This is a genomic window from Actinomadura soli, assembly GCF_005889715.1.
GTDB lineage: Bacteria > Actinomycetota > Actinomycetes > Streptosporangiales > Streptosporangiaceae > Spirillospora > Spirillospora soli.
In genome coordinates, this window is sequence record NZ_VCKW01000083.1 from 1 (window position 1) to 24,065 (window position 24,065).

At 72.1% G+C, this 24,065-nt stretch carries 21 protein-coding genes; 13 read left to right on the top strand and 8 right to left on the bottom strand.

What is annotated here, in order from left to right:
* Positions 1 to 9: 9 nt before the first annotated feature.
* Positions 10 to 291, bottom strand: coding sequence for a hypothetical protein (locus ETD83_RS17745; RefSeq protein WP_138646240.1), 282 nt, complete (start codon positions 289 to 291; stop codon positions 10 to 12).
* 407 nt (positions 292 to 698) lie between these two features.
* Here ETD83_RS17745 and ETD83_RS17750 point away from each other — a divergent pair, with 407 nt between their 5' ends.
* Together ETD83_RS17750 and ETD83_RS17755 are read left to right on the top strand one after the other, a co-directional pair.
* The gene (locus ETD83_RS17750) at positions 699 to 2,315 is read left to right on the top strand and encodes an XRE family transcriptional regulator (protein WP_230420987.1); all 1,617 of its coding nucleotides are present in this window, start codon (positions 699 to 701) and stop codon (positions 2,313 to 2,315) included.
* A gap of 6 nt (positions 2,316 to 2,321) precedes the next feature.
* Positions 2,322 to 2,933: a GNAT family N-acetyltransferase gene (locus ETD83_RS17755; protein WP_138646241.1), complete on the top strand. Its 612-nt coding sequence runs from the start codon at positions 2,322 to 2,324 to the stop codon at positions 2,931 to 2,933.
* Positions 2,934 to 3,023: 90 nt separating this feature from the next.
* Here ETD83_RS17755 and ETD83_RS17760 read toward each other — a convergent pair whose 3' ends face one another.
* Together ETD83_RS17760 and ETD83_RS17765 are read right to left on the bottom strand one after the other, a co-directional pair.
* Positions 3,024 to 3,809 (bottom strand): class I SAM-dependent methyltransferase, encoded by a 786-nt coding sequence (locus ETD83_RS17760; protein ID WP_138646242.1) that lies wholly within the window; start codon positions 3,807 to 3,809, stop codon positions 3,024 to 3,026.
* Positions 3,810 to 3,817: 8 nt separating this feature from the next.
* Complete coding sequence (locus tag ETD83_RS17765) at positions 3,818 to 5,920, bottom strand: prolyl oligopeptidase family serine peptidase (protein ID WP_138646243.1); 2,103 nt, start codon at positions 5,918 to 5,920, stop codon at positions 3,818 to 3,820.
* Positions 5,921 to 6,211: 291 nt separating this feature from the next.
* Here ETD83_RS17765 and ETD83_RS17770 point away from each other — a divergent pair, with 291 nt between their 5' ends.
* Together ETD83_RS17770 and ETD83_RS17775 are read left to right on the top strand one after the other, a co-directional pair.
* Positions 6,212 to 6,721, top strand: a complete 510-nt coding sequence (locus tag ETD83_RS17770) for an HNH endonuclease (protein WP_138646244.1) — start codon at positions 6,212 to 6,214, stop codon at positions 6,719 to 6,721.
* Between the two features lie 223 nt (positions 6,722 to 6,944).
* A complete protein-coding gene (locus ETD83_RS17775) occupies positions 6,945 to 7,163 on the top strand; it encodes an FmdB family zinc ribbon protein (RefSeq protein ID WP_138646245.1) in 219 nt (72 codons plus the stop codon).
* Here the strand turns inward: ETD83_RS17775 and ETD83_RS17780 are convergent.
* The 3 genes from ETD83_RS17780 to ETD83_RS17790 form a co-directional block, all read right to left on the bottom strand.
* A complete protein-coding gene (locus ETD83_RS17780; RefSeq protein WP_138646246.1) occupies positions 7,160 to 7,510 on the bottom strand; it encodes a DUF1330 domain-containing protein in 351 nt (116 codons plus the stop codon). The two genes, ETD83_RS17775 and ETD83_RS17780, sit on opposite strands and share 4 nt — an antisense overlap.
* A gap of 82 nt (positions 7,511 to 7,592) precedes the next feature.
* Positions 7,593 to 9,455: a dihydroxy-acid dehydratase gene (gene ilvD / locus ETD83_RS17785; protein ID WP_138646247.1), complete on the bottom strand. Its 1,863-nt coding sequence runs from the start codon at positions 9,453 to 9,455 to the stop codon at positions 7,593 to 7,595.
* Between the two features lie 328 nt (positions 9,456 to 9,783).
* On the bottom strand, positions 9,784 to 10,509 hold the full coding sequence (locus ETD83_RS17790; protein WP_230420988.1) for a nuclease-related domain-containing protein: 726 nt from the start codon (positions 10,507 to 10,509) through the stop codon (positions 9,784 to 9,786).
* 348 nt (positions 10,510 to 10,857) lie between these two features.
* On the opposite strand from ETD83_RS17790, the gene ETD83_RS17795 reads away from it, so the two are divergent.
* Positions 10,858 to 12,282: an amidase gene (locus ETD83_RS17795; RefSeq protein WP_171064292.1), complete on the top strand. Its 1,425-nt coding sequence runs from the start codon at positions 10,858 to 10,860 to the stop codon at positions 12,280 to 12,282.
* Between the two features lie 28 nt (positions 12,283 to 12,310).
* The gene (gene malQ, locus ETD83_RS17800) at positions 12,311 to 14,491 is read left to right on the top strand and encodes a 4-alpha-glucanotransferase (RefSeq protein WP_138646250.1); all 2,181 of its coding nucleotides are present in this window, start codon (positions 12,311 to 12,313) and stop codon (positions 14,489 to 14,491) included.
* Here malQ and ETD83_RS17805 read toward each other — a convergent pair.
* On the bottom strand, positions 14,472 to 15,470 hold the full coding sequence (locus tag ETD83_RS17805; protein WP_138646251.1) for a hypothetical protein: 999 nt from the start codon (positions 15,468 to 15,470) through the stop codon (positions 14,472 to 14,474). The genes malQ and ETD83_RS17805 overlap by 20 nt on opposite strands.
* A 98-nt stretch (positions 15,471 to 15,568) precedes the next feature.
* Complete coding sequence (pepN, locus tag ETD83_RS17810) at positions 15,569 to 18,196, bottom strand: aminopeptidase N (protein ID WP_138646252.1); 2,628 nt, start codon at positions 18,194 to 18,196, stop codon at positions 15,569 to 15,571.
* A 167-nt stretch (positions 18,197 to 18,363) separates the two neighbouring features.
* On the opposite strand from pepN, the gene ETD83_RS17815 reads away from it, so the two are divergent.
* The 7 genes from ETD83_RS17815 to ETD83_RS17840 all read left to right on the top strand — a co-directional run bounded on the left by ETD83_RS17815 (position 18,364) and on the right by ETD83_RS17840 (position 24,027).
* The gene (locus tag ETD83_RS17815) at positions 18,364 to 18,978 is read left to right on the top strand and encodes a mycothiol-dependent nitroreductase Rv2466c family protein (RefSeq protein WP_138646253.1); all 615 of its coding nucleotides are present in this window, start codon (positions 18,364 to 18,366) and stop codon (positions 18,976 to 18,978) included.
* A 94-nt stretch (positions 18,979 to 19,072) separates the two neighbouring features.
* Positions 19,073 to 19,786 (top strand): energy-coupling factor ABC transporter permease, encoded by a 714-nt coding sequence (locus tag ETD83_RS17820; protein ID WP_205717736.1) that lies wholly within the window; start codon positions 19,073 to 19,075, stop codon positions 19,784 to 19,786.
* 11 nt (positions 19,787 to 19,797) lie between these two features.
* Positions 19,798 to 20,139, top strand: a complete 342-nt coding sequence (locus ETD83_RS43735; protein WP_205717737.1) for a PDGLE domain-containing protein — start codon at positions 19,798 to 19,800, stop codon at positions 20,137 to 20,139.
* Positions 20,139 to 20,915 (top strand): cobalt ECF transporter T component CbiQ, encoded by a 777-nt coding sequence (gene cbiQ, locus ETD83_RS17825; RefSeq protein ID WP_138646254.1) that lies wholly within the window; start codon positions 20,139 to 20,141, stop codon positions 20,913 to 20,915. Before ETD83_RS43735 ends, cbiQ begins: the two co-directional genes overlap by 1 nt.
* Entirely contained in the window at positions 20,912 to 21,682 is a 771-nt protein-coding gene (locus ETD83_RS17830) for an energy-coupling factor ABC transporter ATP-binding protein (RefSeq protein ID WP_138646255.1), read from the top strand. Before cbiQ ends, ETD83_RS17830 begins: the two co-directional genes overlap by 4 nt.
* Before the next feature lie 226 nt (positions 21,683 to 21,908).
* Positions 21,909 to 22,880, top strand: a complete 972-nt coding sequence (locus tag ETD83_RS17835) for an ATP-binding protein (protein ID WP_138646256.1) — start codon at positions 21,909 to 21,911, stop codon at positions 22,878 to 22,880.
* A gap of 43 nt (positions 22,881 to 22,923) precedes the next feature.
* On the top strand, positions 22,924 to 24,027 hold the full coding sequence (locus ETD83_RS17840) for a hypothetical protein (protein WP_138646257.1): 1,104 nt from the start codon (positions 22,924 to 22,926) through the stop codon (positions 24,025 to 24,027).
* Positions 24,028 to 24,065 lie beyond the last annotated feature (38 nt).

Here is a 24,065-nt window from a genome sequence, read left to right on the forward strand (position 1 = left end):
CGGCGGGGGTCAGCGGCGGAGCGGCTGGAGGACGTGGGCCAGTTTCATGGCGGCGCCGCCCACGTCGTCGACGCGGTGCATGCGCTCGCCCCAGGACCACCAGAAGTAGTGGTCCTTGGTCTCGGGGGCCGGTGCGCACGTGACGTCCTCCGCGAGGCTCGCGGCCTCGGGGTTCACGACGCGCAGGAACGCCGGCCCCGAGCGGGTCCTGACGACGCGGGCGACCAGGCCCTGCGTGCCAAGTGCCTGCTCCAGTGCCTCCAGGTAGCCGACGCGTCTGTCGCTGCCCACCTTCGCACCCCCTCCGTCGGCGAGTACTGATCAACTGATCAACTCTGTGAATCCGTTCGATCACTCGCGGCGAGAATTGCAACTCTCACGGTGGCTGGTCAAGTGACCCTGCGTCCGGCGAAGTACCGGATTACCCCACCTCAGGGGAACTCCGCACCCCTTCGGAGGAAGAATCTCTACCCGTGGGGGGCGGGACGCCCCCGGACCGCCCCTTCTTCTCCGGAATCGCTTGGCGGGCCATGTGACGAGGGTTACGCTGCGTGCGCGAGAGATTATCTGTCGTGGCCATGACCAAGTAGACCGGTCGCCGTGGCGGGGACGATCGCCCTCCCCCGAGGGGACGGCGTCCCGGCCCGACGGTGAGGAGGCCGGAGTCGATGTCGGATCCCCCTCGGAAAGAGACGGAAGTGGCACGCCGGATCCGCGCGCACGCCCTCGCCCGAGGCCGAAGCCCGGTCGACATCGCGCAGGAGATCCATGAACAGTGCGGGCCGCTGTTCGGCACCAGCCGCGTCAAGGCGCACCGGCTGGCGCACGGCGTCGCGCTGTCCGACATCGTGGCCCAGGTCAGGGCCCTCTACGAGGTGGACGGCAAACCGCCGCCCCGGCTCGGGGAGACACTGCTGTCCGCCTACGAGAGCGGCTACAAGAGGCCGGGGCCCGAGTACCTGCACTACCTGTGCGCCGTCTACCGGGTGGAGCCCGACGCACTCGACTACCAGAGTCCCTGTATCTGCGGACGCGGTCACGCCGTCCGCCCGGGCGCCGCGAGCGTCCCGAAGCCGCGGCCGGCGGAGCGGCACGCGGCATCAGGCCCCGACGCACTCGTCGGGGCCATCGTCTCCAGGGCCGAAGAACGTCCCTGGGCAACCGTCAACGACCTACGGGGCCATGACCGCGCTGACGGCCCCCTGACCATTGATGTGGGAGAGGAGGACATCGTGCTTCGTAGGACACTTCTGCAACTTCTGGCCGGAGCGGGCGTGGCGCTCGACGGTCAGTTCCTGGGAGCGGTCGACAACCTGCGCCGCAAGATGGACGACACCCTCGTCGGCGCGACCGTCTCGCCGACCATGCTCGACCAGTGGGAGGAGACCACCTACGGCTACGGCCAGCAGTACCAGGCGACCCCGTCCCTCCGGATGCTCTGCGACGTCCTGCTGGACTTCAGCGAGGTGCGGCGCATGTGCGACAAGCGCCAGCCGGTCGAGCTTCAGGAACGGCTCTGCCGGATCGCGGCGCAGCTGTCCGGGCTGTCCGGCCTGATCATGATCAATCTCGGCGACCACCGGCTGGCCCGCTCGTTCTTCCGCACCGCGCGCACCGCCGCCGACGAGACCGGCGATCGGCAGCTGCGCGCCTGGGTGACCGTCCGGGAGTCGCTCGTCCCGATGTACTACGGCGACCCCCGCGAGGCGCTGCACCTGGCCCGCAAGGCGCAGGACCTCGCCGGCCGCACGCCCGGCGTCGCCGCGGCCATGGCGCCCGCCGTGGAGGCCCGCGCGCTCGGCATGCTCGCGATGCGCGGACGCGGCGACGCCGCCCCCAGCGCCCGGCGCGCCCTCGTCCGCGGCCGGTCGGTGTTCGACCAGCTGTCCAAGGCCGACACCAGCGACCTGGTCTACGGGTTCACCGACCGGCAGATGGCGTTCTACGAGGGCGACACGTTCACCAGCCTCGGCGACCACAAGCACGGCGACGAGGTGCTCAGCCACGCCCTGACCCTGTATTCGCCGACCGACCGCGTCGACCTGACCCTCGTGCGCCTCGACCGGGCGATGTGCAAGCTCCACGCCGGCCTCCCGGACGCCGCGCTCGCGGGCGGGCAGGAGGCCATCCTCGACCTGCCGGCCGACCACCGGTCCGACATCCTCGTGCACCGCGCCCGCCAGATCGGCGCGGCCGTCAATGCCAAGCACGGCGAGATACCCGAATTGAAGGACTTCTACGAGGCCCTCGCCGGCCCCTGGGTGACGAGCCCCACGCAGGGACGCCCGTCCGTACCTCCGTCCGAGCAGGTCTGACCCGGCATGGGCACCCCTGACAGCACGCCCTGGCAGGACCACCCCGCCCGCGCCCTCGTCCGGCTCCGGGACGAGCCCCCGGTGTGGAAGTTCGGGGGCCTCCGGCTGCGCCGCTACAGCGGCGCCGACCACGGCACCGTCCTCGCCCTGCACCGCGAAGGTCTGGCCCAGGTCGGCCTGCGCCCCGGCGACGGCGTCTACTACGACCACGACTTCTTCCGCATGGAGGACATCTACCTCCGCAACGACGGCGAATTCCTCGTCGGCGAACTCGACGGCCGCATCGTCGCCATGGGCGGCCTGCGCAGGGCCGACCTCGTCCCCGGCGGCCGGGCCCGCGCGTACGGCGGCTACGCCCCCGGCGCCCCGGCCCTCGACGCCGTCGAAATGGTCCGGCTCCGCGTCCGGCCCGCCCTGCAGCGCCGCGGGTACGGCACCGCCGTCGTCCAGGCCCTCGAACAACGGGCCGTGGAGTACGGCTACCGCGTCCTGCGCGCCGACACCACCGAACTCCAGGGCCCCGCCCTCGCCCTCTACGCCAAGTTCGGCTGGACGGAGACCCGTCGCGAGACCATCGGCGGCATCGTCAACATCTATATCGAGAAACACCTCCGCTAAGGACACCCGAGCCGTGGGCCCGTCCCGCCGGAGGCGCGGCCCGGCGAGACGGCCCGCGGCTCGGGGTGGGGGTGTCGTTCTTCCCTGAAGTCAGGGGCGGCGGGCTCCGACCATCTGCATCAGGGGGTAGCGGCGCTGCCGGATCGACGTGAAGCCGCGGGCAGACAGGGCGCTGGTGATCTCTCGGTCGCCGAAGACGGTGAAGCCGGTGGTGCGGCGCAGGAGGGCGGTGCCGAAGCGGGCCGCGGGGAGCGGGCCCGGGCGGCGGGACGTGAGGATGACCAGGCGGCCGCCGGGTTTGAGGACGCGGGTCATGCCGTCCACGGCCGTCCAGGGGTCGTCGAACAGGTAGAGGGCGCCGAAGCAGCAGACGGCGTCGAACGACGCGTCGCTGAACGGGAGGTCGACGGCGTCGCCTCGGACGTAGCGGATCTCGTCCCCGGTGGAGTCGGCCACCGCGCGGGTGAGCATGGTCTGGGACGCGTCGAGACCGATGACCAGGCCGTCGCGTCCGACGCCCTGGGCCAGAGCACGGGTGACGTTGCCGGGGCCGCAGGCGACGTCCAGCACGGTCGCGGGCGGTCGGGCGGCGTAGCCGGGGTGGGAGAGCCCGAGCCAGTCGCGGGCCATGGCGTGCTCGGTCGCGGTGTCCGGGCCGATGGGCCAGCCCTTGGCGAGGTTGAAGCCGATGGGACGCCACACCCGCTCGTAGATCTGCGGCAGGAACGCCGACTGCATCGCCGACTGCGCGAGCGACGGCGACGGCTTCGCGGACGGCCCGAGCAGGTCGAGGTAGCCCGCCGAGACGTCCGGCTCCGCGGGCGGGTCGCGGAGCAGGTCGAGGACACGGTCCATACGGGACGAAGCGTCGGTCATCGGCATGATCACCCGGCTATTAGATCACGTGTCAACTCGTCCGGGAGGGCGAGACCGGTCTGGGCGGCCATGAAGGCGAGCGTGTCCGCCATCAGGGCGATCGAGCGGCTCACCGAACGGCTCCCGTGGCCGACCTCCGGCTCGTCGCGGAGCAGGACGGGCGCGTCCGACGCCGTGGTGTGCTGCAGGGCGGCGCACATCTTGCGGGCGTGCAGCGGGTCGACCCGGGTGTCGCCGGCGAACGTCGTGAACAGGACGGCCGGGTACGCGGTGCCCGCGTGGACGTGGTGGTACGGGGAATAGCCGATGAGCCACCCGAACTCCTCCGGATCGTCGGCCTTTCCGTATTCGTCGTTCCACGTCTCGCCCAGGCCGAACCGCTCGTACCGGACCATGTCCAGCAGCGGCGCCGAGCACACCACCGCCTGGTACAGGTCGGGACGCTGGGTGAGCGCCGCGCCCACCAGCAGCCCGCCGTTGGAACCGCCGGAGATCGCTAGCTGGGACGGGGTCGTCAGGCCGTCCGCGATCAGCTTCTCGGCGGCGGCGTGGAAGTCGTCGAACACGTTCTGCTTGCGGTCGCGCATCCCGGCGCGGTGCCACTCCTCGCCCTCCTCGGACCCGCCGCGCAGGTTCGCGACCGCGTACACGCCGCCCGCCTCCACCCAGGCGAGGATGCTCGCCGAGTAGGACGGCGTGAGCGAGACGTTGAACCCGCCGTACCCGTACAGGACGGTGGGGCGCGGGCCGGAGAGCCCGGGGCGCGAGGCGACCAGCATCCTGACCTCGGTCCCGTCCCGGGAGGTGTAGACGATCTGGCGGGTCTCGATCTCGGGGACCTCGACCGTCCCCGGAGACGACGCCCACGGCGCCGTCTCCCCGGTGCGGGCGTCGTAGCGCATGACCGAGGACGGCGTGACGTTGTCGGTGTAGCCGAACCACGCCTCGTGCCCGCCCTCGGGGTGCTCGACGATCCCGCTGATCGAGCCCAGGCCGGGGGTGGGGACGGTCCCGAGCCGCGCCCCCGTCTCCAGGTCGTGGACGGTGATCTCGCTGATCGCGTGCCGCGTCCACCCGGCCAGCAGGACCGGACGGTCGAGATCATCGAGGATCGCGAAGTCGGTGAGGACGGCCTCCGGGTCCTGCGGGACGAGGTCCCGCCAGGTCTCGTAGGACGGGTCGGCGGGGTCGGTGACGCACAGCCGCGAGCGGGGCGCGTCGCGGTCGGTGAAGATGTAGGCGCGGCCGTCGCGTCCCACGCGCAGGCCGGTGCCGGCGTCAACGCCCACCTGGACGGCGCGAAGCTCGGGCGCCTCGGGCGGCGACGCGGACAGATCGGCGATCCACAGGTCGTTGCGCGGCGCGGTGCCCTGCGACGCGGAGACCGTGAGCCAGCGGCCGTCCCGGCTGACGGAGACCCCGTAGTAGTTGGTCTTGTCCATCCCGTCGCCGAAGATCAGCGCGTCGTCGGTGTCGGGCTCGGTGCCGACGCGGTGCAGGTAGACGCGCCAGTGGTACTGCTCCTCGCCCTCCGGGACGTCCCGCGCGGGCAGCCGCCGCGTGTAGAAGTACGCCTCGCCGTCCGGCAGCCACGCGATCGTCGAGTACCGGGCCCGGTCGATCGGGCCCTCCACGCGCTCGCCCGACGCGACGTCCATGACGTACAGGAGCGACTCCTCGTCACCGCCGCTGGAGAGCTTGTACGCCAGGCGGCGCCCCTCCTTGTCGGGCTGCCATCCGTCCAGCGTGGTGGTGCCGTCCGCGTCCAGCGCGATCGGGTCGATCAGGACGCGCTCGGAGCCGTCCGGGCCCGCCGTGTACAGCACGGGATGCTCCTGGCCGGGCGCGCGGCGCATGAAGAACCGCCGCCCGCCCCGCCAGGTCGGCGCTCCGACGCTGCCCGCGCCGAGCAGCTCGCCGAGCCGCCGCCGCAGGCCCTCCCGCGCGGGCAGCGGCTCCATGACCTTGCGGAACAGTTTCTCCTGCGCGGCGAGCCACGCCTTGGTATCGGCGGCGTCGGGGTCTTCGAGCCAGCGGTACGGGTCCGCGACCCGGTGCCCGTGGAGGTCCTCGACGGTGTCCTGGCGCCGCGCGGGCGGATACGGCCTCATAGGGTGCACTGTATTGGGCGTTCCGGACTGCCCGTCCCGTACACTTCGACCCGCCACGAACGCACGTTCGCGTTCGACCGGCCCCCTGAAGGGGGATTATTGGGGTAGCGGACGGCCTCCCTCAGACGCCACACTGATTTTGGTCGGTTCGCCCCGGGGAGGTCCTCATGGCGATTGCGCAGGTACCGGAGACAATAATCGGGCCTCGGTGCGAGGCGCGCCCAGTCGCGCCCGCCGAGGCGGTCAGACGACACAGAGGCGAACAGCAGAGCCCGGCGGAGGGCGTCTGAGATGAGACAGGTCCTCCTCCTGAACGCGACGTACGAACCACTCACCACGCTCCCGCTCCGGCGGGCGGTCTGCCTCGTGCTTCGGGAGAAGGCCGAGATCGTCCACCATGACACCTCAGGCGCGGTCCTCCACTCGGCGACGATGACGGTCGAGGTCCCCTCCGTCATCCGGCTCCGCCGCTACGTGCGCATCCCGTTCCGGACCCGCGTCCCCCTCACCCGCGCCGCGCTGATGCGCCGCGACAACTTCCGCTGCGTCTACTGCGGCCGCCGCGCCGAGACCATCGATCACGTCCATCCGCGCAGCCGCGGCGGCAAGCACGTCTGGGAGAACTGCGTCGCGTCCTGCATGACCTGCAACCACCGCAAGGCCGACCGCCTCCTCGAAGAACTCGGCTGGACGCTCAGCGTCACCCCCGGCGTCCCCCGCGGCGCCCACTGGCGCCTGATCGGCCTGATCCACGACGGCGACCCCCAATGGGCCGCCTACGTCACCGAACCCGCGGCTTAACTCCCAGGGATCGGATCGAGGGCGCAGCGACACTAGCCACCACCGCAACCCCGCAACGACCTCAACAGTTGCGATCGCGTCCGAAGGCAGGTTTCGAGCCTGCGAGAAACCTGATCGCGCAGCGAGCCGCCAGGCGAGACGAAGCGATGCAGCGATCGCGCCGCGTTTCTCGACGATGGAGGCCCGCCAGGGCCGAAGGAGGAGAGAAATGCTATAAACAGGCGTGCCTCGTTATGACTATCGTTGCCGTGCTTGCGGGTCGACCTTCGAGGTCTCCCGGCCGATGATCAACGCGTCCGATCCGGCTCGGTGTCCGGACGGGCATGATGACACGGTGAAGCTTCTGTCCACTGTCGCCGTTACCGGCACGTCTCGCGGTGCTGTAAGCCCGCCGAGGCCTGCGGGTGGGGGCGGCTGTTGTGGTGGGGGCTGCTGCTCCTAGCCCCCGGCCTGTGCGTCGCGCAGGTTCTTGGCGGTCGTGGCGGCGTCGTAGCCGTCCGGGACGCCGTGGAGGAAGACGGCCGTGCCGTCCATGTGGCCGGTCCGCATGGGCAGGATCGCCTGGTAGGCGTCCGACTCGTACCAGGCCCGGGCCTTGTCGATGTCGGGGAACTCGATCAGCACGTAGCCGCCGTCCAGCGGGCCCTCCTTGACCTCGGGAGCGCTTCCGTGGACGAGGAAGCGGCCCCCGAACGGGTCCATCGTGGCCTGGATGCGCTCCATGTACGTGAAGACGTCGTCGTGGAGGTGCGGCTGCGGGTGCAGGTGGGCCAGGGCGTAGGCGGTCATCGCGATCTCCTTGGGCGAGTGGTCGGGTAGGTCCCACTCTGGTCCCCTGGGGGAACGGGGGCGATTACCTCGGAGGTAGTGGTCAGCCGTTGAGGCGGTCGAGCTGGGAGACGTCGCGGGCCGCGCCGGTGGATGCGGAGGTGGCCATCGCGGCGTAGGCGCGCAGGGCGGCGCTGATGGGGCGGTTGCGGTCGCGGGGGCGGTATCCGCCGAGGTCGGCGAGGAGCTTCTCGCGGCGGATGTCGAGTTCGTCGGACGGGACGTCGAGCTCCAGCGTCCGGTTCGGGATGTCGATGACGATGCGGTCGCCGTTCTCGACCAGGGCGATGATGCCGCCGCCCGCCGCCTCGGGGGAGGCGTGGCCGATGGACAGGCCGGACGTGCCGCCGGAGAACCGGCCGTCGGTGATCAGCGCGCACGCCTTGCCGAGCCCGCGGCCCTTGAGGAAGCTCGTCGGGTACAGCATCTCCTGCATGCCGGGGCCGCCCTTCGGGCCCTCGTAGCGGATCACGACGACGTCGCCGGCCTTGACCTCGCCGCCGAGGATGCCCTCGACGGCCTGGTCCTGCGACTCGAAGACGACGGCGGGGCCGGCGAAGGTCCACAGCTCCTCGTCCACCCCGGCGGTCTTGACGATGGCGCCGTCGGGGGCGATGTTGCCGCGCAGGACGGCGAGGCCGCCGTCGGCGGTGTAGGCGTGCTCGACGGAGCGGATGCAGCCGTTCTCGCGGTCGAGGTCGAGCGACTCCCAGCGGGCGCTCTGGCTGAACGCGGACGTGCTCCGGACGCCCCCGGGCGCCGCGTGGAACAGCTCCACGGCCTCCGGCAGGACGTCGGGGGAGCGGACGTCCCATTTGGCGAGGAACTCGTCCAGCGAGGCGGAGTGGATCGAGTGCGTGGAGGCGTGCAGCAGCCCGCCGCGGTGCAGTTCGCCGAGGAGGGCGGGGATGCCGCCGGCGCGGTGGCAGTCCTCGACGTGGTACTTCCCGGTGGCGGGGGCGAGCTTGCACACGCACGGGACGCGGCGGGACAGCTCGTCGATGTCGGACAGGCCGAAGTCGACGCCGGCCTCGGTCGCGGCGGCGAGCAGGTGCAGGATCGTGTTCGTGGAGCCGCCCATCGCCACGTCCAGGACCATGGCGTTCGCGAACGCGTCGTAGGTGGCGATGTTCAGCGGCAGGACGGACTCGTCGTCGTTGTCGTAGTAGCGGCGGGCGACGTCCACGACGGTGCGGCCCGCGTCCTCGTAGAGGCGGCGCCGGGCGGTGTGGGTGGCGAGGACGGTGCCGTTGCCCGGCAGGGCCAGGCCGATCGCCTCGGTGAGGCAGTTCATCGAGTTGGCGGTGAACATGCCGGAGCAGGACCCGCAGGTCGGGCAGGCGCTCTCCTCCATCTCGAGGAGCTTCTCCTCGGAGAGGGACGCGTCGGCGGACGCGATGATCGGGTCGATGAGGTCGAGCTTGTTGCCGCCCATGACGCCCTCGACCGGCTTGCCCGCCTCCATCGGCCCGCCGGACACGAACACGGCCGGGATGTTGAGCCGCAGCGCCGCCAGCAGCATCCCCGGGGTGATCTTGTCGCAGTTGGAGATGCAGACGAGGGCGTCGGCGCAGTGCGCGTTGACCATGTACTCGATGGCGTCGGCGATCACCTCGCGGGACGGCAGCGAGTACAGCATGCCGTCGTGGCCCATGGCGATGCCGTCGTCCACCGCGATCGTGTTGAACTCGCGGGGCACGCCGCCGGCCTCGCGGACGGCGCCCGCGACGACCTTGCCGACCTCGTCCAGGTGGACGTGGCCGGGAACGAACTGGGTGAAGCTGTTGGCCACCGCGACGATCGGCTTGCCGAAGTCCTCGCGTTCGACTCCGCTGGCCCGCATGAGCGCGCGGGCGCCCGCCATGTTCCTGCCGTGGGTGACAGTGCGTGACCTGAGCGGTGGCATATGGGTGACCTCTCCAACGTGGGGCGTGCCGTGACGGCGGTCGCCGGCCCGCGCGTGGTCCGGCGCGGCGGAGGGCGAGTCGCTTCGCTTGTGCTCGCAGCGGCGGATCGCGGCGCTGCCGCCGGTCCGGCGGAGGTCTGCGCGGCCGGCCGTGTCCCTCGATGCTACCAACCGCGCGGGGGCATGAAGAAAGCCGGGACGCGTCGTCCCGGCTTCCCGTGCGCCGGTGTGTCCGGCCTTCGCACCGGTACGCGGGGCGTCCACCGGTTCAAGGCCCGTCGCCGGGCGTGTGCGGGGCGGCCCGGGGAAGGAGGGCCGCCCGCGATTCTCAGTCGGGGTACTTCGGCGGCAGCGCGTCCTCCGCCGCCTGGAAGATGCGCTGGACGTCGCCCTCCGTCAGGATCGTCGGACGGCGGCGCAGGTACGCCCGCGCCCGGTTGCCCGAGTAGACGTCGACGTCCCTGACCCGCATGACCTTCCACGGGATGGACGGCCCGTAGATCGCCACCGAGGGCTGCACGGGCACCTCGAAGCCGACCTTCTCGGCGAGGATGTTGCTCGCCATCTGGGCCTCCCAGCGGGCCTCGTCCAGGCGGTCCTTCTTGTTGAAGGGGCCGTGGAAGAGCTTGAGGTGGGACATGGTGCGCACGGGGAGGCGCTTGTCCCACTTCTCGGAGTCGATGGCGTAGACGCCGCTCGGACCGATCACCAGGTGGTCGATCCGGCCGTCGCTGACGCCGTCGTCGTCGCGCGGCACGGCCCGGGCGTGGAGCACGAGGTACCCGTTGCGCTGCAGGGCCCTCAGCTGCTTCTCGGTGCGCCGTTCCGCGGCCGAGGACTTCTGCCAGGCGGTGACGGTGGAGTCCTTGCGGGACCGGCGGACGACGTCCGCGATCACGACCAGGACCGCGACGGTGAGGCCGAGCCGCCAGCCGAGCAGGACCGTGACGACGGCGCCCGCCACGACGGCGGCGCCGGCCCGCTGGATCCAGCGGCGCGTCCGCGGGTCGTCGAGCACCGCCGCGGCGATGCCCTCCTCGGGACGCTCCTTCACCGGAGACGGGTGATGGTGCTCACGCGCTTCCTCCGACCCCATGTCATCCGACCCCGCTGCGTTCGACTGGGCCTGGGGCTGGCCCCTGGCCCCCTGTGTGTTGCCCCGCTCCATGATCGCCATAGGTGACGCTCCGTATTCCTTTCCCATCGGGGGCATGATCCTCCGTGCGCACAGTAATCATCCGCGGGGTTGGCGACTAGTCATGCCGGGTTAATAGTTTTGTCGCCGTCCGTGGGTGATTCACTGACGTGTGGGATGGGTACGTAGGTATTCTTCTCCTTCCGCCGCTGCAGACGTGCCTGCCCTTTTTGATGCCCGCGCACACGGCGTCTAGCGTTCCGATTCGTGACACAAACCCATGACCTCAGCGCTACCCGGATGGCAGCGGCCGTCCGCACCGGGGAAGTATCCCCGGTCGAGCTCACCGACCACTACCTGGCCCGCATCGAGCGGCTCAACGAGCAGGTCGGCGCCTACGTGACGGTCACCGCGGAGCGCGCCCGCGACGAGGCGCGGCAGGCGGAGAAGGCGGTGCGGGAGGCCGCCGACCCGGCGGACCTGCCGCCGCTGCACGGCGTCCCCCTCCCGGTCAAGGACCTGAACATGGTGGACGGCGTCCGGTTCACCCTCGGATCGGGGGTGTTCACGGGCCTGACCGGGTTCGCGGACGACCACGTCGTGACCCGGCTGCGGCGGGCCGGGTCGGTGCTCCTCGGCAAGACCTCGGCGCCCGAGTTCGGGCTGCCCTGCTACACGGAGAGCGACGTCGCGCCACCGGCCCGGACGCCCTGGGACCTGTCCAGGTCGGCGGGCGGGTCCAGCGGCGGCGCCGCGGCGGCGGTCGCGTCCGGGCTGGCCCCGGTCGCGCAGGGCAGCGACGGCGGCGGCTCGATCCGGATCCCGAGCAGCGTGTGCGGGCTCGTCGGGATCAAGCCGACCCGCGGCCGGATCTCGCACGGGCCGATCGTCCCCGAGCTTTTCGGGCTGTCCACGAACGGGCCCATCGCCCGGACCGTCGGCGACGCCGCGCTCCTGCTGGACGTGATGGCGGGCCGCATGCCCGGCGACCTGTACGCGGCGCCGCCGGTCGAGGGGACGTTCGCGTCCTACGCCGGGCGCCCGCCGGGGCGGCTGCGGATCGCGCGGAGCCGCGAGCCCGCCGTGCCCGGCGCCGTGGTGCATCCCGACTGCGTCGCCGCCTACGACGCGGCGTCGGAGCTGTTGATGGAGCTGGGCCACGAGGTCGTGGAGATGCCGCCGGTGTTCGGGCCGGACCTCGTCCCGCATTTCGAGACGCTCTGGGCCGTCATGGCGACGATCACTCCCGTCGCCGATGGCGCCGAGCACCTCCTGCAGCCGCTGACGCGCTGGCTCCGGTCCCGCGGCGAGGCGACGACCGCGACGCAGGTTTTCCAGGCCCACGCCGCGCTGCAGGGTGCGCTGCGGGCGGCGTTCCCGGTGATGGACGAGTTCGACGCCATCCTGCATCCGACGCTGGCCGAACCGCCCGTCCCCGTCGGGTACTTCCACGACCAGGAGCCGGCCGAGAACTTCGAGCGGCAGAAGCGCTTCACGCCGTTCTGCGCGATGTACAACGTCTCCGGCCAGCCGGCCGTGAACGTCCCGCTGCACTGGACCGGCGACGGCCTGCCGATCGGGATCATGCTCGCGGGACGGCTCGGCGGCGAGGGCACGCTGATCTCGCTGTCCGCGCAGCTTGAGGAGGCCCGGCCCTGGATCGGCCGCGCGCCGGACATCTGGACGGCGTGACACCCGCCGCCCGGGGCATGGTGCAGGGGTGGTAGACGACGAACTGGCGGGGCTTGCGGGCCTGCACGGCGTGGCGACCCGGTACGCCGACTGGCGGGGACGCGAGGTGGAGGTCTCCCGCGACACCCTGATCGCGGTGCTGCGGGCCCTCGGGGTGGACGCGTCGTCACCGGCCGCCGTCCGCGACGGACTGGAGCATCACCGGGAGCAGCGGCGCTCCGGGCTGCCGAACCTCATCGTCCGCCGGCCGGACGGCGGTGTGAGCGACCGGATCCGCTCGGCGCTCGGGAGCCGCATGCGGCCGGGTGAGAGCTTCGAGGTGGACATCGCGGTCGGGGCGGCGGAGGTCCTGTCGCCGTTGGAGGCCGGCGCCTCCGGGGAGGCGTTCCGGCCGCTGGACGGGCTCGCGGACGTGCCGTCCGGCTGGCACCGGCTGCGCGTCCGGACGTGGTCCGAGGGGACGGTCGTGCCGCGGGGGCGGCCCGAGGGCTCGCCGTCGGGCCGGTATCGGGCCCGCGTCCGGCAGGGAGGCCGGACGATGTACGCGACGCTCCTGGTGGCCCCGGCGTCGCTGCGGCCCCCGCCGCGGATGTGGGGGTTCACGGCGCAGTTGTACTCGGTGCGCTCCCGCGCGTCCTGGGGGCTTGGCGATCTGCGCGACCTGGCGGATCTCGCGGGGTGGAGCGGGCGGGAGCTGGGCGCGGGCTTCGTCCTGGTCAATCCGCTTCACGCGAACGAGCCCGTCCCGCCGGTCGGGCCGTCCCCGTACGCGCCGATGAGCCGCCGCTTCCCCTCGCCGATCTACCTCCGGGTCGAGGACATGCCGGAGTACGCGGCGCTGCCTCCCGAGGACCGGGAGCGCTTCGCCGCCATGGCCGCCGACCTGCGCGCACGCGAAGGACCCCTCGACCGGGACGCGGTCTGGACGGCGAAGACGGCCGCGTTCGAGGCGATGTACCGGCTGCGCGGCCACCGCCGCGAACCGGGGCTCGACGACTTCCGCGGGCGCGAGGGCGACGCGGCCGAGGCGTTCGCCGTCTGGTGCGCCATCGCCGAGGAACAGGGCACGGCCGACTGGCGGCGCTGGCCCTCCCGGCTGCGGGATCGCGGCGGCCGTGCCGTCGCGGAGGGCGGGTACCGCGACCGCGCCCGGTTCTACGAATGGCTGCTGTGGCGGCTGGACGGGCAGCTCGCGGCGGCGCAGCGCACGGCCCGGGACGCCGGGATGCCGGTCGGGGTCGTCCACGATCTGGCGGTCGGGGCGCCGCACGGCAGCGCGGACGCCTGGGTGTTCGGCGGCGCGCTCGCGGACGGCGTCAGCGTCGGCGCGCCCCCCGACGAGTTCAACCAGCGCGGCCAGGACTGGGGGCTCCAGCCGTGGCGGTGGCGCGACTCCGCCGTCGAGGACTACCGGCCGTTCCGGGAGATGGCCGCCTCCGCGCTCCGGCACGGCGGCGGCATCCGCCTCGACCACGCGATGCAGGTGTCGCGCCTGTGGTGGATCCCCGAGGGCGCGTCCCCGGCCGAGGGCACCTACGTCCGCTATGACCGTGATGCCCTGCTCGCCTGCCTGGCCTGGGAGGCGGCGCGCTTCGGCGGCGTGATCGTCGGCGAGGACCTCGGCACCGTCGAGCCCGAGGTCCGGGACGCGCTGGCGGACCACGGCGTCCTCGGCACGTCCCTGCTCTGGTTCGAGCGCGGCGCGGACGGACGTCCCAAGCCCGCGAAGCAGTGGCGCGAGCTGTCCCTCGCCACGGTCGGCACCCACGACATGCCCCCGATCACCGGGTTCGTCCACGGCGACCACATCGGCCTTCGCGACCGTCTCGGCCTTCTCGCCCGCCCCCGCGCCGACGAGGAGGACGACCACCACCGCGTCCTGTCCGGCTGGCTGGCGCTGCTCCACGCCGAGAACCTGCTCGCCACCCCGCCCGACCAGATCATGCGGGCGCTGGCGGAGGGCTCCTCCGGGCACGACGAGGAGATCGTGACGGCCCTGCACGACTTCCTGACCCTGACCCCGGCCCGCCTCATCGGGATCTCCCTGGCCGACGCCGCGGGCGAGCGCCGGACCCAGAACCAGCCGGGCACCGTCGACGAATACCCCAACTGGCGGGTACCGCTCGCCGACGCCGGCGGGAACCCCGTCCTCTTGGAGGATCTTCAAGCCGGCGGAGCGCTGCGGCTGTTCAGGCGAGGGTCGATGTGATGCGCTTCGTCACGTCGTGCAGGAGCGTGTCGGGACGCAGGTCGTCCGCCGCGATCGCGGAGAAGAGCGCGGGCAGGCCGGGCAGCGGATAGGCGTCGCCGTCGGCGCCCGCCAGCGCCGCCTTGCCCAGCGGCTGGTGCGACAGCGACCTGCGCGCACGGGCCCAGGCCCTCTGCACCTCCTCCGGTGACGGGACGCCGAAGCCGTGCCCGACCGGAGCGGCGTGCCGGAGCTTGACCAGGGCGCCCTCGGTGAAGTCGGCGGCGAGCTTGCAGCGTTCGGTGAGATCGGCGCGGACGAGATCGTCCAGGCGGGTCATGACCGTGCACGGGGTGCGGCAGCGGGCCGCGCAGTCACCGAGCGCGGACGCGACCTGGCTGTGCTGGCGGTCCAGGTAGTTGCGCCAGCCGGACGGCGGTTCCTTGGACACGCGGAGGGTCCGATCGCACGCCGAACGCTCCGGGCGCGTGTGGTCGCACATCCGGGCAGAACCGGGCTCGACCGGAACCCCGAACCGGCTGCCCTCGCCCTCCACCGACGCCCCGATGAGGGCCGGGTCCCCGGCGTGGCCGAGGACGGGCTCCCAGGCCAGCATCGGCAGGTACTCGCCCGCGATGTGGACGGCCGCGACCAGCGCGGCCATGTCGCGCCGGTGCCAGCGGATCGCGATGACCTCCAGCAGCAGCCGGTAGGCGGGACGCAGGCTCGCGAGCGCCCCCCTGGGCCGTTCCCGCGGCTCCTGCGGCATACGGCTCGCGCGGGCGCGGTCGAGAAGGTCCTGCGGGACCTCGCCGGCCGCCTCGGGCATGCCGAAGTCCTCGGCGTCCAGGTCGAGGACGCGCTGCCCGAACGCGCACAGGGCGGCGACGGCCTTCGCGTGGACGGCCGGGACGAGCGTGCCCTGCGTGATCAGCGCCTCCAGGTCCCCGAACGCGTGGCGCCGCGCCAGAGCGGTGAGAACGTCCTTCGCCGTCTCCACGCCGACCCCCTCCCCGTGACCATGCGATCGTCGCACGGTCACGGGGATCGTGCACAGGGTCAGACCGACTGGTCAGAACGGCCGGGCCCGCGACGGCGTCAGGCGGACGAGGCGTCCTTGGCGCGGGCGCGCAGGGCGCGGGCGACGCCGTCGCGTCCCTCCGACAGCAGCCGCGCCAGCGCGGGCGGCGGGCGCTCGTCGGCCAGGTACGACTCGGTGCGGTCGATCGTCGACTGCTCGATCACCAGGAAGGGGTAGGCGCCCTCGGCGAACGTCTGGGACATGTCGCTGGTCCACTCCTTCCAGACCCGTCCGACCTCGGCGAAGTACTTGTCGACGTAGGGCCGCAGCAGCTCGGCCTGGTCGGGCTCCACGAAGCCGCCCAGCGTCGCCCGGTAGACGGCGTTGGGCAGGTCGCCGGACACGATCCGCTCCCACGCCGCCGACTTGGCCTCGGCGGACGGGATCGCGGCCGTGCAGGCGGCGGCGTGCCGCTCGCCCGCGGCCGTCCTGTCGCGCTCGTGCTCGGCGTCGATCTCCGCCTTGCCCGCCTTGCCGGTGACGACGAGGCGGCGCAGCAGCGACCACCGCAGGTCGGTGTCGACGGTGAGGCCGTCGAGGACCTGGGAGCTGTCCAGCAGGCCCTGGACGAACGCCAGATGCTCGTCCGACACGGCGGACGCGGTGAACGCCTGCGTGTAGGCGAGTTGGAGGTCCGAACCGGGGCCGGCGTCGCGGGCCAGCTCCGACAGCGTGTCCGCCAGCAGCGCCAGCCCCTCCTTGCGCCAGGCCGGGTCGGCGTACTGCTGGACGGCCATGCGCGCCTGCCGCAGCAGCGTCTGTGTGACCGAGATGTCCGTGACGCCGCGGATGCCCGTCGCGACGAGCCGGACGTAGTCGCGGGTGGCCATCTCCGCGTCACGGGTCATGTCCCACGCCGCCGACCAGCACAGCGCCCGCGCCAGGCTCGCCTTGACGTCGCCGATGTGCTCGATCAGCGTCCGCTGCGAATGCTCGTCCAGGCGGATCTTGGCGTAGGTGAGGTCGTCGTCGTTGACCAGGACGAGATCGGGCCGCTTCCGCCCGATGAGCTGCGGCACCTCTGTCCGGGCGCCGACCACGTCCAGCTCGACCCGCTCCCGCCGGACGAGTTTCATGTGGGGGGACGCCCCCCCACGCCCTCCGGCGGAGCCTGTGCCCTCGGCCGTCCTGTCGTAGAGGCCGATGGCGAGGCGGTGCGAACGCAGCGTCGGGTAGTCGGGCTTCGCCTCCTGCAGCACCGCGAACGACGTGAAGTTCCCGTCGGCGTCCACCTCGTACTCGGGCCGCATCGTGTTGACCCCGGCCGTCTCCAGCCACTCCTTCGACCACGACGCCAGATCGCGGCCGGACCTCTCCTCCAGCGCGCCCAGCAGATCGGCCAGGACGGTGTTGCCCCACGCGTGCCGGTCGAAGTACCGCCGGACGCCCTCCAGGAAGTTGTCGAGCCCGACGTACGCGACGAGCTGCTTCAGGACGGACGCGCCCTTGGCGTAGGTGATCCCGTCGAAGTTCACCTCCACCGCGCGGATGTCGGGGATGTCGGCGGCGATCGGGTGCGTGGACGGCAGCTGGTCCTGCCGGTACGCCCACGCCTTCTCCAGGTTCGCGAACGTCGTCCAGGAGCCCGTCCACTTGGTGGCCTCGGTCTGGCACAGGACGCTCATGTACGTGGCGAACGACTCGTTCAGCCACAGGTCGTCCCACCAGCGCATGGTGACGAGGTCGCCGAACCACATGTGCGCCATCTCGTGCAGGATCGTCTCGGCGCGCCGCTCGTAGGCCGCGTCGGTGACCCGGGACCGGAAGACGTAGTCCTCCAGGAACGTGACGGCGCCCGCGTTCTCCATCGCGCCCGCGTTGAACTCGGGGACGAAGAGCTGGTCGTACTTGCCGAACGGGTACGGACGGCCGAAGACCTTCTCGAAGTAGGCGAAGCCCTGGCGGGTCACGTCCACGATCGCTTGCGCGTCCAGGTGCTCGGCCAGCGACGCCCGGCAGTACACGCCGAGCGGGACGACGGTGCCGTCGTCGCGGCGGTACTCGTCCCGGACGACGTGGTACGGCCCGGCGATGAGCGCGGTGATGTAGGTGGAGATCCGCGGCGTCGGCAGGAAACGCCACGTCCCGCCCCCGGCGCTGTCGCCTTCCTTCTGGGAGGCGGACCCTCCGGACCCCCCGGTCGTCTCGGCGGCCTCGTTGGTGACGACCTCCCAGCTCTCCGGCGCCCTGACCGTCAGCTCGAAGGTCGCCTTCAGATCGGGCTGGTCGAAGCAGGTGTACATGCGGTGCGCGTCGGCCGTCTCGAACTGCGTGTACAGGTAGACGCTGTCGTCGACCGGGTCCACGAACCGGTGCAGGCCCTCACCCGACCGTGAGTAGGCGCAGTCGGCCACGACACGGAGCTCGTTCTCCGCGGCGAGACCGGGCAGCGGGACCCGCCCCTTCTCCGGGTCGTAGGACGCCGGATCGAGCGACTTCCCGTTCAGCGTCACGTCGCGCACGATGGCGCCGTGCAGGTCGATGAACGTCGACGCCCCAGGCTCGGCGCTCCCGAACCGCACCACCGTGGTGGAACCGAACCGTTCCTCACTCGCCGTCGTCAGGTCGAGCTCGACCGTATACGAGTCGACGGTGAGGAGCCGGGCCCGTTCCCGCGCCTCGTCGCGCGTGAGGTTGCCTGCCACATGAACTCCTTGGTCGGCTTAATCGCTTGGTGCCCCCATGTCTACCAACCCGGCGCCGAAACGGCCCGCCCGCCACGGCTTGCGAACCTTCGCGCCGCCGGGAATCAGGACGGCCGGGGCCCGGTTGTCGCAGGGGGAGACCCCTGAATCGCGCCTAGGAGGCGACGTTGAGCAAGGACGCTGTCACACCGGTGGACTTCTGGTTCGACCCCCTGTGCCCTTGGGCCTGGATCACTTCCCGCTGGATTCTGGAAGTGGAGAGGCAGCGCCCGATCCAGGTGCGCTGGCACGTGATGAGCCTCCGCGTCCTCAACGAGGACAAGGACATCCCGGAGGAGTACCGGCGCGCCCTCGAGGACGCCTGGGGCCCGGTACGCGTCTGTGTCGCCGCTGAGCAGAAGTACGGGAACGAGGTCCTCGGACGCCTTTACACCGAGATGGGCACGCGCCGCCACCACGAGCGGCAGAAGTTCGACCGGGCCTTCTTCGAGGCGTCGCTGTCGGCCGCCGGGCTGGACCCGGCGCTCGCGGACGCCGCCGAGTCCACCGATTTCGACGAGGCCGTCCGCGCGTCCCACCAGGACGGCATCGACCGGGTCGGCCAGGAGGTCGGCACCCCGGTGATCGAGGTCGAGGGCAGCGCGTTCTTCGGCCCGGTCGTCACGCCCATCCCGCGCGGCGAGGCCGCCGTCAAGCTCTGGGACGGCGTGGTCGCGGTCGCGAGCACCGACGGCTTCTTCGAGCTCAAGCGCACCCGGACCCGGGAGCCGGTCTTCGACTGAGCCGGGGGGTTCCGGTTATTGCAACTATCTTGCAACTGCGATGAACAGGCTTCAAACTGTCCCTAGCGCACAATCGGGTTAGGGGCGGTGAAGCATGCACGTACCGGACGGGTTCCTCGACGCGCCGGTGTCGGTCGCGGCGGGGGCGGTGGCGGTGGCCGGCATCGGGGTCGCGTTGCGCGGCGCCCGGCGGGAGCTGGACGACCGCACCGCGCCGCTCGCCGGCCTGACGGCCGCGTTCGTCTTCGCGGCGCAGATGATCAACTTCCCGGTGGCGTCCGGGACGAGCGGGCACCTGCTCGGCGGCGCGCTGGCGGCGATCCTCGTCGGGCCGTACACGGGCATCCTGTGCGTCTCGGTCGTCCTGCTCATGCAGGCGCTCCTGTTCGCCGACGGCGGCCTCACCGCCCTCGGCGTCAACATCAGCGTGATGGCGCTCGTCACGGTCCTCGTCGGCTACGGGACGTTCCGGCTGCTGCTGCGCGTCCTGCCGAAGACGAGGGCGTCGGTGGCCGGCTCCTCGTTCGCCGCCGCCGTGATCTCGGTGCCCGCGTCGGCCGTCGCGTTCACGCTCCTCTACGCGGTCGGCGGGACCGCGGACGTGCCGATCGCGAAGGTCGCCACCGCGATGGTCGGCGTCCATGTGCTGATCGGCGTCGGCGAGGCGCTGATCACGGCAGTGACCGTGTCGAGCGTGCTCGCCGTCCGGCCCGACCTCGTGCACGGGGCGCACGACCTGATCAAGCCGCTGGAACTGCGCACGGCCGAGCCGCAGGCCGGCGGCCCGGCCGAACCGTCGCGGGCCTGAGGGAGGACGACATGACCACCAAGCGGTTCTTCATCGGGTTCCTCGTCGTCTCGCTCGTCCTGGCCGGGATCGTGAGCTTCTACGCCAGCGCCGACCCCGACGGGCTGGAGAAGGTCGCCGAGGACAAGGGCATCAGCGCGAAGGAGAAGGACCACTCCCTCAAGGACTCGCCGCTCGGCGACTACGGCGTCAAGGGCATCGACGACTCCCGGCTGTCCGGCGGTCTGTCGGGCGTGATCGGTGTCGGCGCCGTCCTGCTCGTCGGCGGCGGGCTGTTCTGGGCCGTCCGGCGGCGCGGCACGTCCGCCCCGGCCGCGGAGCGGGAGAAGACCGCGGCGGCTGGTCGGGGCTGATGGGCGCGGGCCACGCGGTCGGCGTCACGCACCGGCTCTACGTGCCGGGCGCCTCGCCGGTGCACCGGCTGCCGCCCCAGTGCAAGCTCGTCGCCGTCCTGGCGTTCGTGCTGCTGGTCGTCGCCACGCCGCGCGAGCGGTTCTGGGCGTTCGCCGTGTACGCGCTGCTCCTCGCGGGCGTCGCGGCGACCGCCCGGATCCCGTTCCGGACGGTCGCGAAGCGGGTCGTCATCGAGGTCCCGTTCGTCGCGTTCGCGTTCCTGCTGCCGTTCGTCGCGACCGGCGAGGAGACCGCCGTGCTCGGGGTGGGCCTCAGCGAGAGCGGGCTGTGGGGCGCCTGGAACATCCTCGCCAAGGGGACGCTCGGCGTGGTCGCCTCGATCCTGCTGGCCGCCACGACCGAGCCGCGGCTGCTGCTGCTCGGCATCGAACGGCTGCGGATGCCGCAGCTCATCACGCAGATCGCCACGTTCATGCTCCGGTACGGGGACGTCGTCGCGGCCGAGCTGGGCCGGATGAAGGTGGCGCGGGCGTCCCGCGGGTTCGAGGCCCGCGACCTGCGCGCCACCCGCGTCCTCGCCACGTCGGCCGGGGCGCTGTTCCTGCGCTCGTACGAGCGGGGCGAGCGCGTCCACCTGGCGATGCTGAGCCGCGGCTACGACGGGCGCATGCCCCTCACGCACGACGTGGGCGCGACGGCCGCGCAGTGGACGGCCGCCGCCGCGCTGCCCCTGGCGGCCGCTCTGGTGACGCTGGCTGCTTGGATGACCCCATGACCGCGGAGCCCGGTGAAGCGCCGTCCCTGGAGGTGAAGGGCCTCGCCTACGCGTATCCGGACGGCACGCAGGCCCTCTACGGCGTCGACCTGACGATCGGGCGCGGCGAGCGGGTCGCGCTCCTCGGGCCGAACGGCGCCGGGAAGACCACGCTCGTCCTGCACCTGAACGGGATCCTGCAGGGCGGCCTGGGCGAGGTCAGGGTCGGCGGCCTCGCGGTCGACCCGAAGGACAAGAAGGCGCTGCGGGAGATCCGCCGCCGCGTCGGCATCGTGTTCCAGGACCCCGACGACCAGCTGTTCATGCCGACCGTCCGCGAGGACGTCGCGTTCGGCCCCGCCAACCTCGGACTGCGCGGCCCCGACCTGGACCGCCGGGTGCGGGACGCGCTGACCCGCGTCGGCATGCTGGACGTGGCGGACCGCCCGCCGCAGCACCTCAGCTTCGGCCAGCGCCGCCGCGTCGCCGTCGCGACCGTCCTGGCGATGGAGCCGGAGATCCTCGTGCTGGACGAGCCGTCGTCCAACCTGGACCCGGCGAGCCGCCGCGAGCTGGCCGAGATCCTGCTGAGCCTGGACGTGACGGTCCTTATGGTCACGCACGACCTCCCGTACGCGGCGGAGCTGTGCCCGAGGTCGGTGATCCTGTCCGGCGGGGTCATCGCCGCCGACGCGCCGACCCGCGAGGTGCTGACCGACGCCGGGCTCCTGGAGACCCATCGCCTGGAGCTCCCCTTCGGCTTCGACCCCGCCGCGGCCCTGCGCTGACGGCCGCCCCTCTGCCGCCTGCCGGCGCCCTTGGCTGACTGAGGCCGCGACTCGGGGTTGACGGGACTTTCACAGGCCCGGCCCGTGCTCGTGGGCCTTCGCGGCGAACGCTCGGCGAGGTGAAATTTCGGTTCGGGGTTTCGGCTTGCGCCCGTCCCGGAGCCTTGCCAGACTCAGGTCGACCAGAGGGAATGGTAATGGTTTTCATCACCGAAATGGGGCATTCGTGAAGGTTGCGTTCGTTGGCAAGGGCGGCAGCGGCAAGACCACCCTGTCGGCGCTCTTCGTCCGGCACCTCGCCGGGCGCGGGCTCCCCGTGGTGGCCGTCGACGCCGACATCAACCAGCATCTCGGCGTGGCGCTCGGACTGGACGAGGACCGCGCCGCCAAGATCCCCGCGCTCGGAGACCGGCTCCCCGAGATCAAGGACTACCTGCGCGGCGACAATCCCCGGATCGCCTCGGCCTCCGCCATGGTGAAGACCACCCCGCCAGGGGCTGGCTCACGGCTCCTGCGGTTCCGCGGCGACGACCCCATCCACGAGGCGGGCCAGGAGGTGGGCGCCGGCCTCGGGACGGGCGGTGCCGGGATCACGCTCCTCGCCACCGGCCCGTTCAACGACGACGACCTCGGCGTGGCCTGCTACCACTCCAAGACCGGCGCGGTCGAGCTCTACCTCAACCACCTCATGGACGGGCCGGGCGAGTACGTCGTCGTCGACATGACCGCCGGGGCCGACACGTTCGCGTCCGGGCTGTTCACCCGGTTCGACCTGATGTTCCTGGTGGCCGAGCCCACCCGCAAGGGCGTCGGCGTCTACCGGCAGTACACCGAGTACGCCCGCAACTACGACGTCGCGATCCGCGTCGTCGGGAACAAGGTGCAGATCGAGGAGGACGTCGCCTACCTGCGCGACCACGTCGGCGGCGACCTGCTGACCTGGGTCGGCCAGTCCGCCGCCGTCCGTGCGATGGAGCAGGGCCGGCAGGGCGTCCCGCTGGAGGACGGCAACGCCGCCGCGCTCGACCGCATGCTCGCCGAGGTGGACGCCCGCGCCAAGGACTGGGAGAAGTTCCAGCGCCAGGCCGTGGAGTTCCACGTCAAGAACGCCCGGAGCTGGGCGAACAAGGCAACGGGTGAAAACCTGGAGGAGCAGGTCGATCCGGGGTTCCATTTCCCGGCCGCCTACGCGGGGTGACGAACGGCTACCGGCGGCCGGAGATCAGCACTACCCTTCGGGCATGACGATGCGGCGGATGTTCATGATGGCGGCCGGCGCGGTGCTCCCGGTCGCCGTGATCGCCCTGCTCTTCGACAACCAGTGGGTCGTCGACGCCATCAGGGAGAGCGACTTCGAGTACGACGAGGGCATCGGCCCGCTGGTGTCGTACTCCCAGACCCTCGCCTGGCGGCTCACCCCCGGCCGGGGGATGGAGTGGAGCTACGTCCTCGTCATGGACTTCGCCGTCCTGCTGTTCTTCGTCCTGCTCGGGCTGCTCGTGGTCGGGGGCGCCCGGATCATCGACCCGAACCGCGGACCGCTCGGCGCCGTGATCGTCGGCTGGTGGGCCGCGATCGTCGCCGGGGCGGTCTCCGGGCTGGTGTACGGGCCCCTCGCCCACTGGACGCTCGACTTCATGTCCGCGTCCGCGTCCCGGACCATCTTCTTCGCCATCGGCCAGGGCGCGACCGCCGGCGCCCTGTTCGGCTGGCTCGCGGGGCTCGGCGCCCTCGGCGGCTTCGTCATCTCCGGCCCGCGCACGGGGGCCCAGCAGCCCTACGGGGGCCAGCAGCAGTACCAGCAGCACCCGCCTTTCGCTCCCCAGCAGCCCGGTATGCCCGGCATGCCGATGCAGCAGCCCATGCCGCAGCAGCAGATGCCCCAGCCGCCGATGCAGCAGCAGCCGATGCAGCAGATGCAGCCGGGAATGCAGCAGCAGATGCAGCCGCATCCGTCGGCGGTTCCGTACGTCCCGCCGCAGGTCCCGCCGCAGCAGCAGCCGCCGTGGGGCGCCGCGCCCGTCCCGCAGCAGCCTGGCGCCCCCATGCCGCAGCAGCCAGGCGCCCCCGGTCCGCAGCAGCCGGGAACGCCCGTGCCGCAGCAGTTCGGCGCGCCGCCCGTCCCGCCCCAGCAGCCCGCGCAACCGGCTCCGGCTCCGGCCGCCGCCGAGCCGTCCGAGCCCGAGACCGCCGCGGACGACCCCGAGCCGTCCGAGCCCGGGCCCGAGGCCGCGCCCGAGGCCGCGTCCGGCGCCGAGCCCGAGCCGCCCGCTGACACGCCCGAGGACGACGACCTCGACCTCGCGGACCGGACGATCGTCGACCGCGGCCGCACCGACGACTAAGGCGCACCCCTGCGCGGGCGACGTGCGGGGCCTGCGAG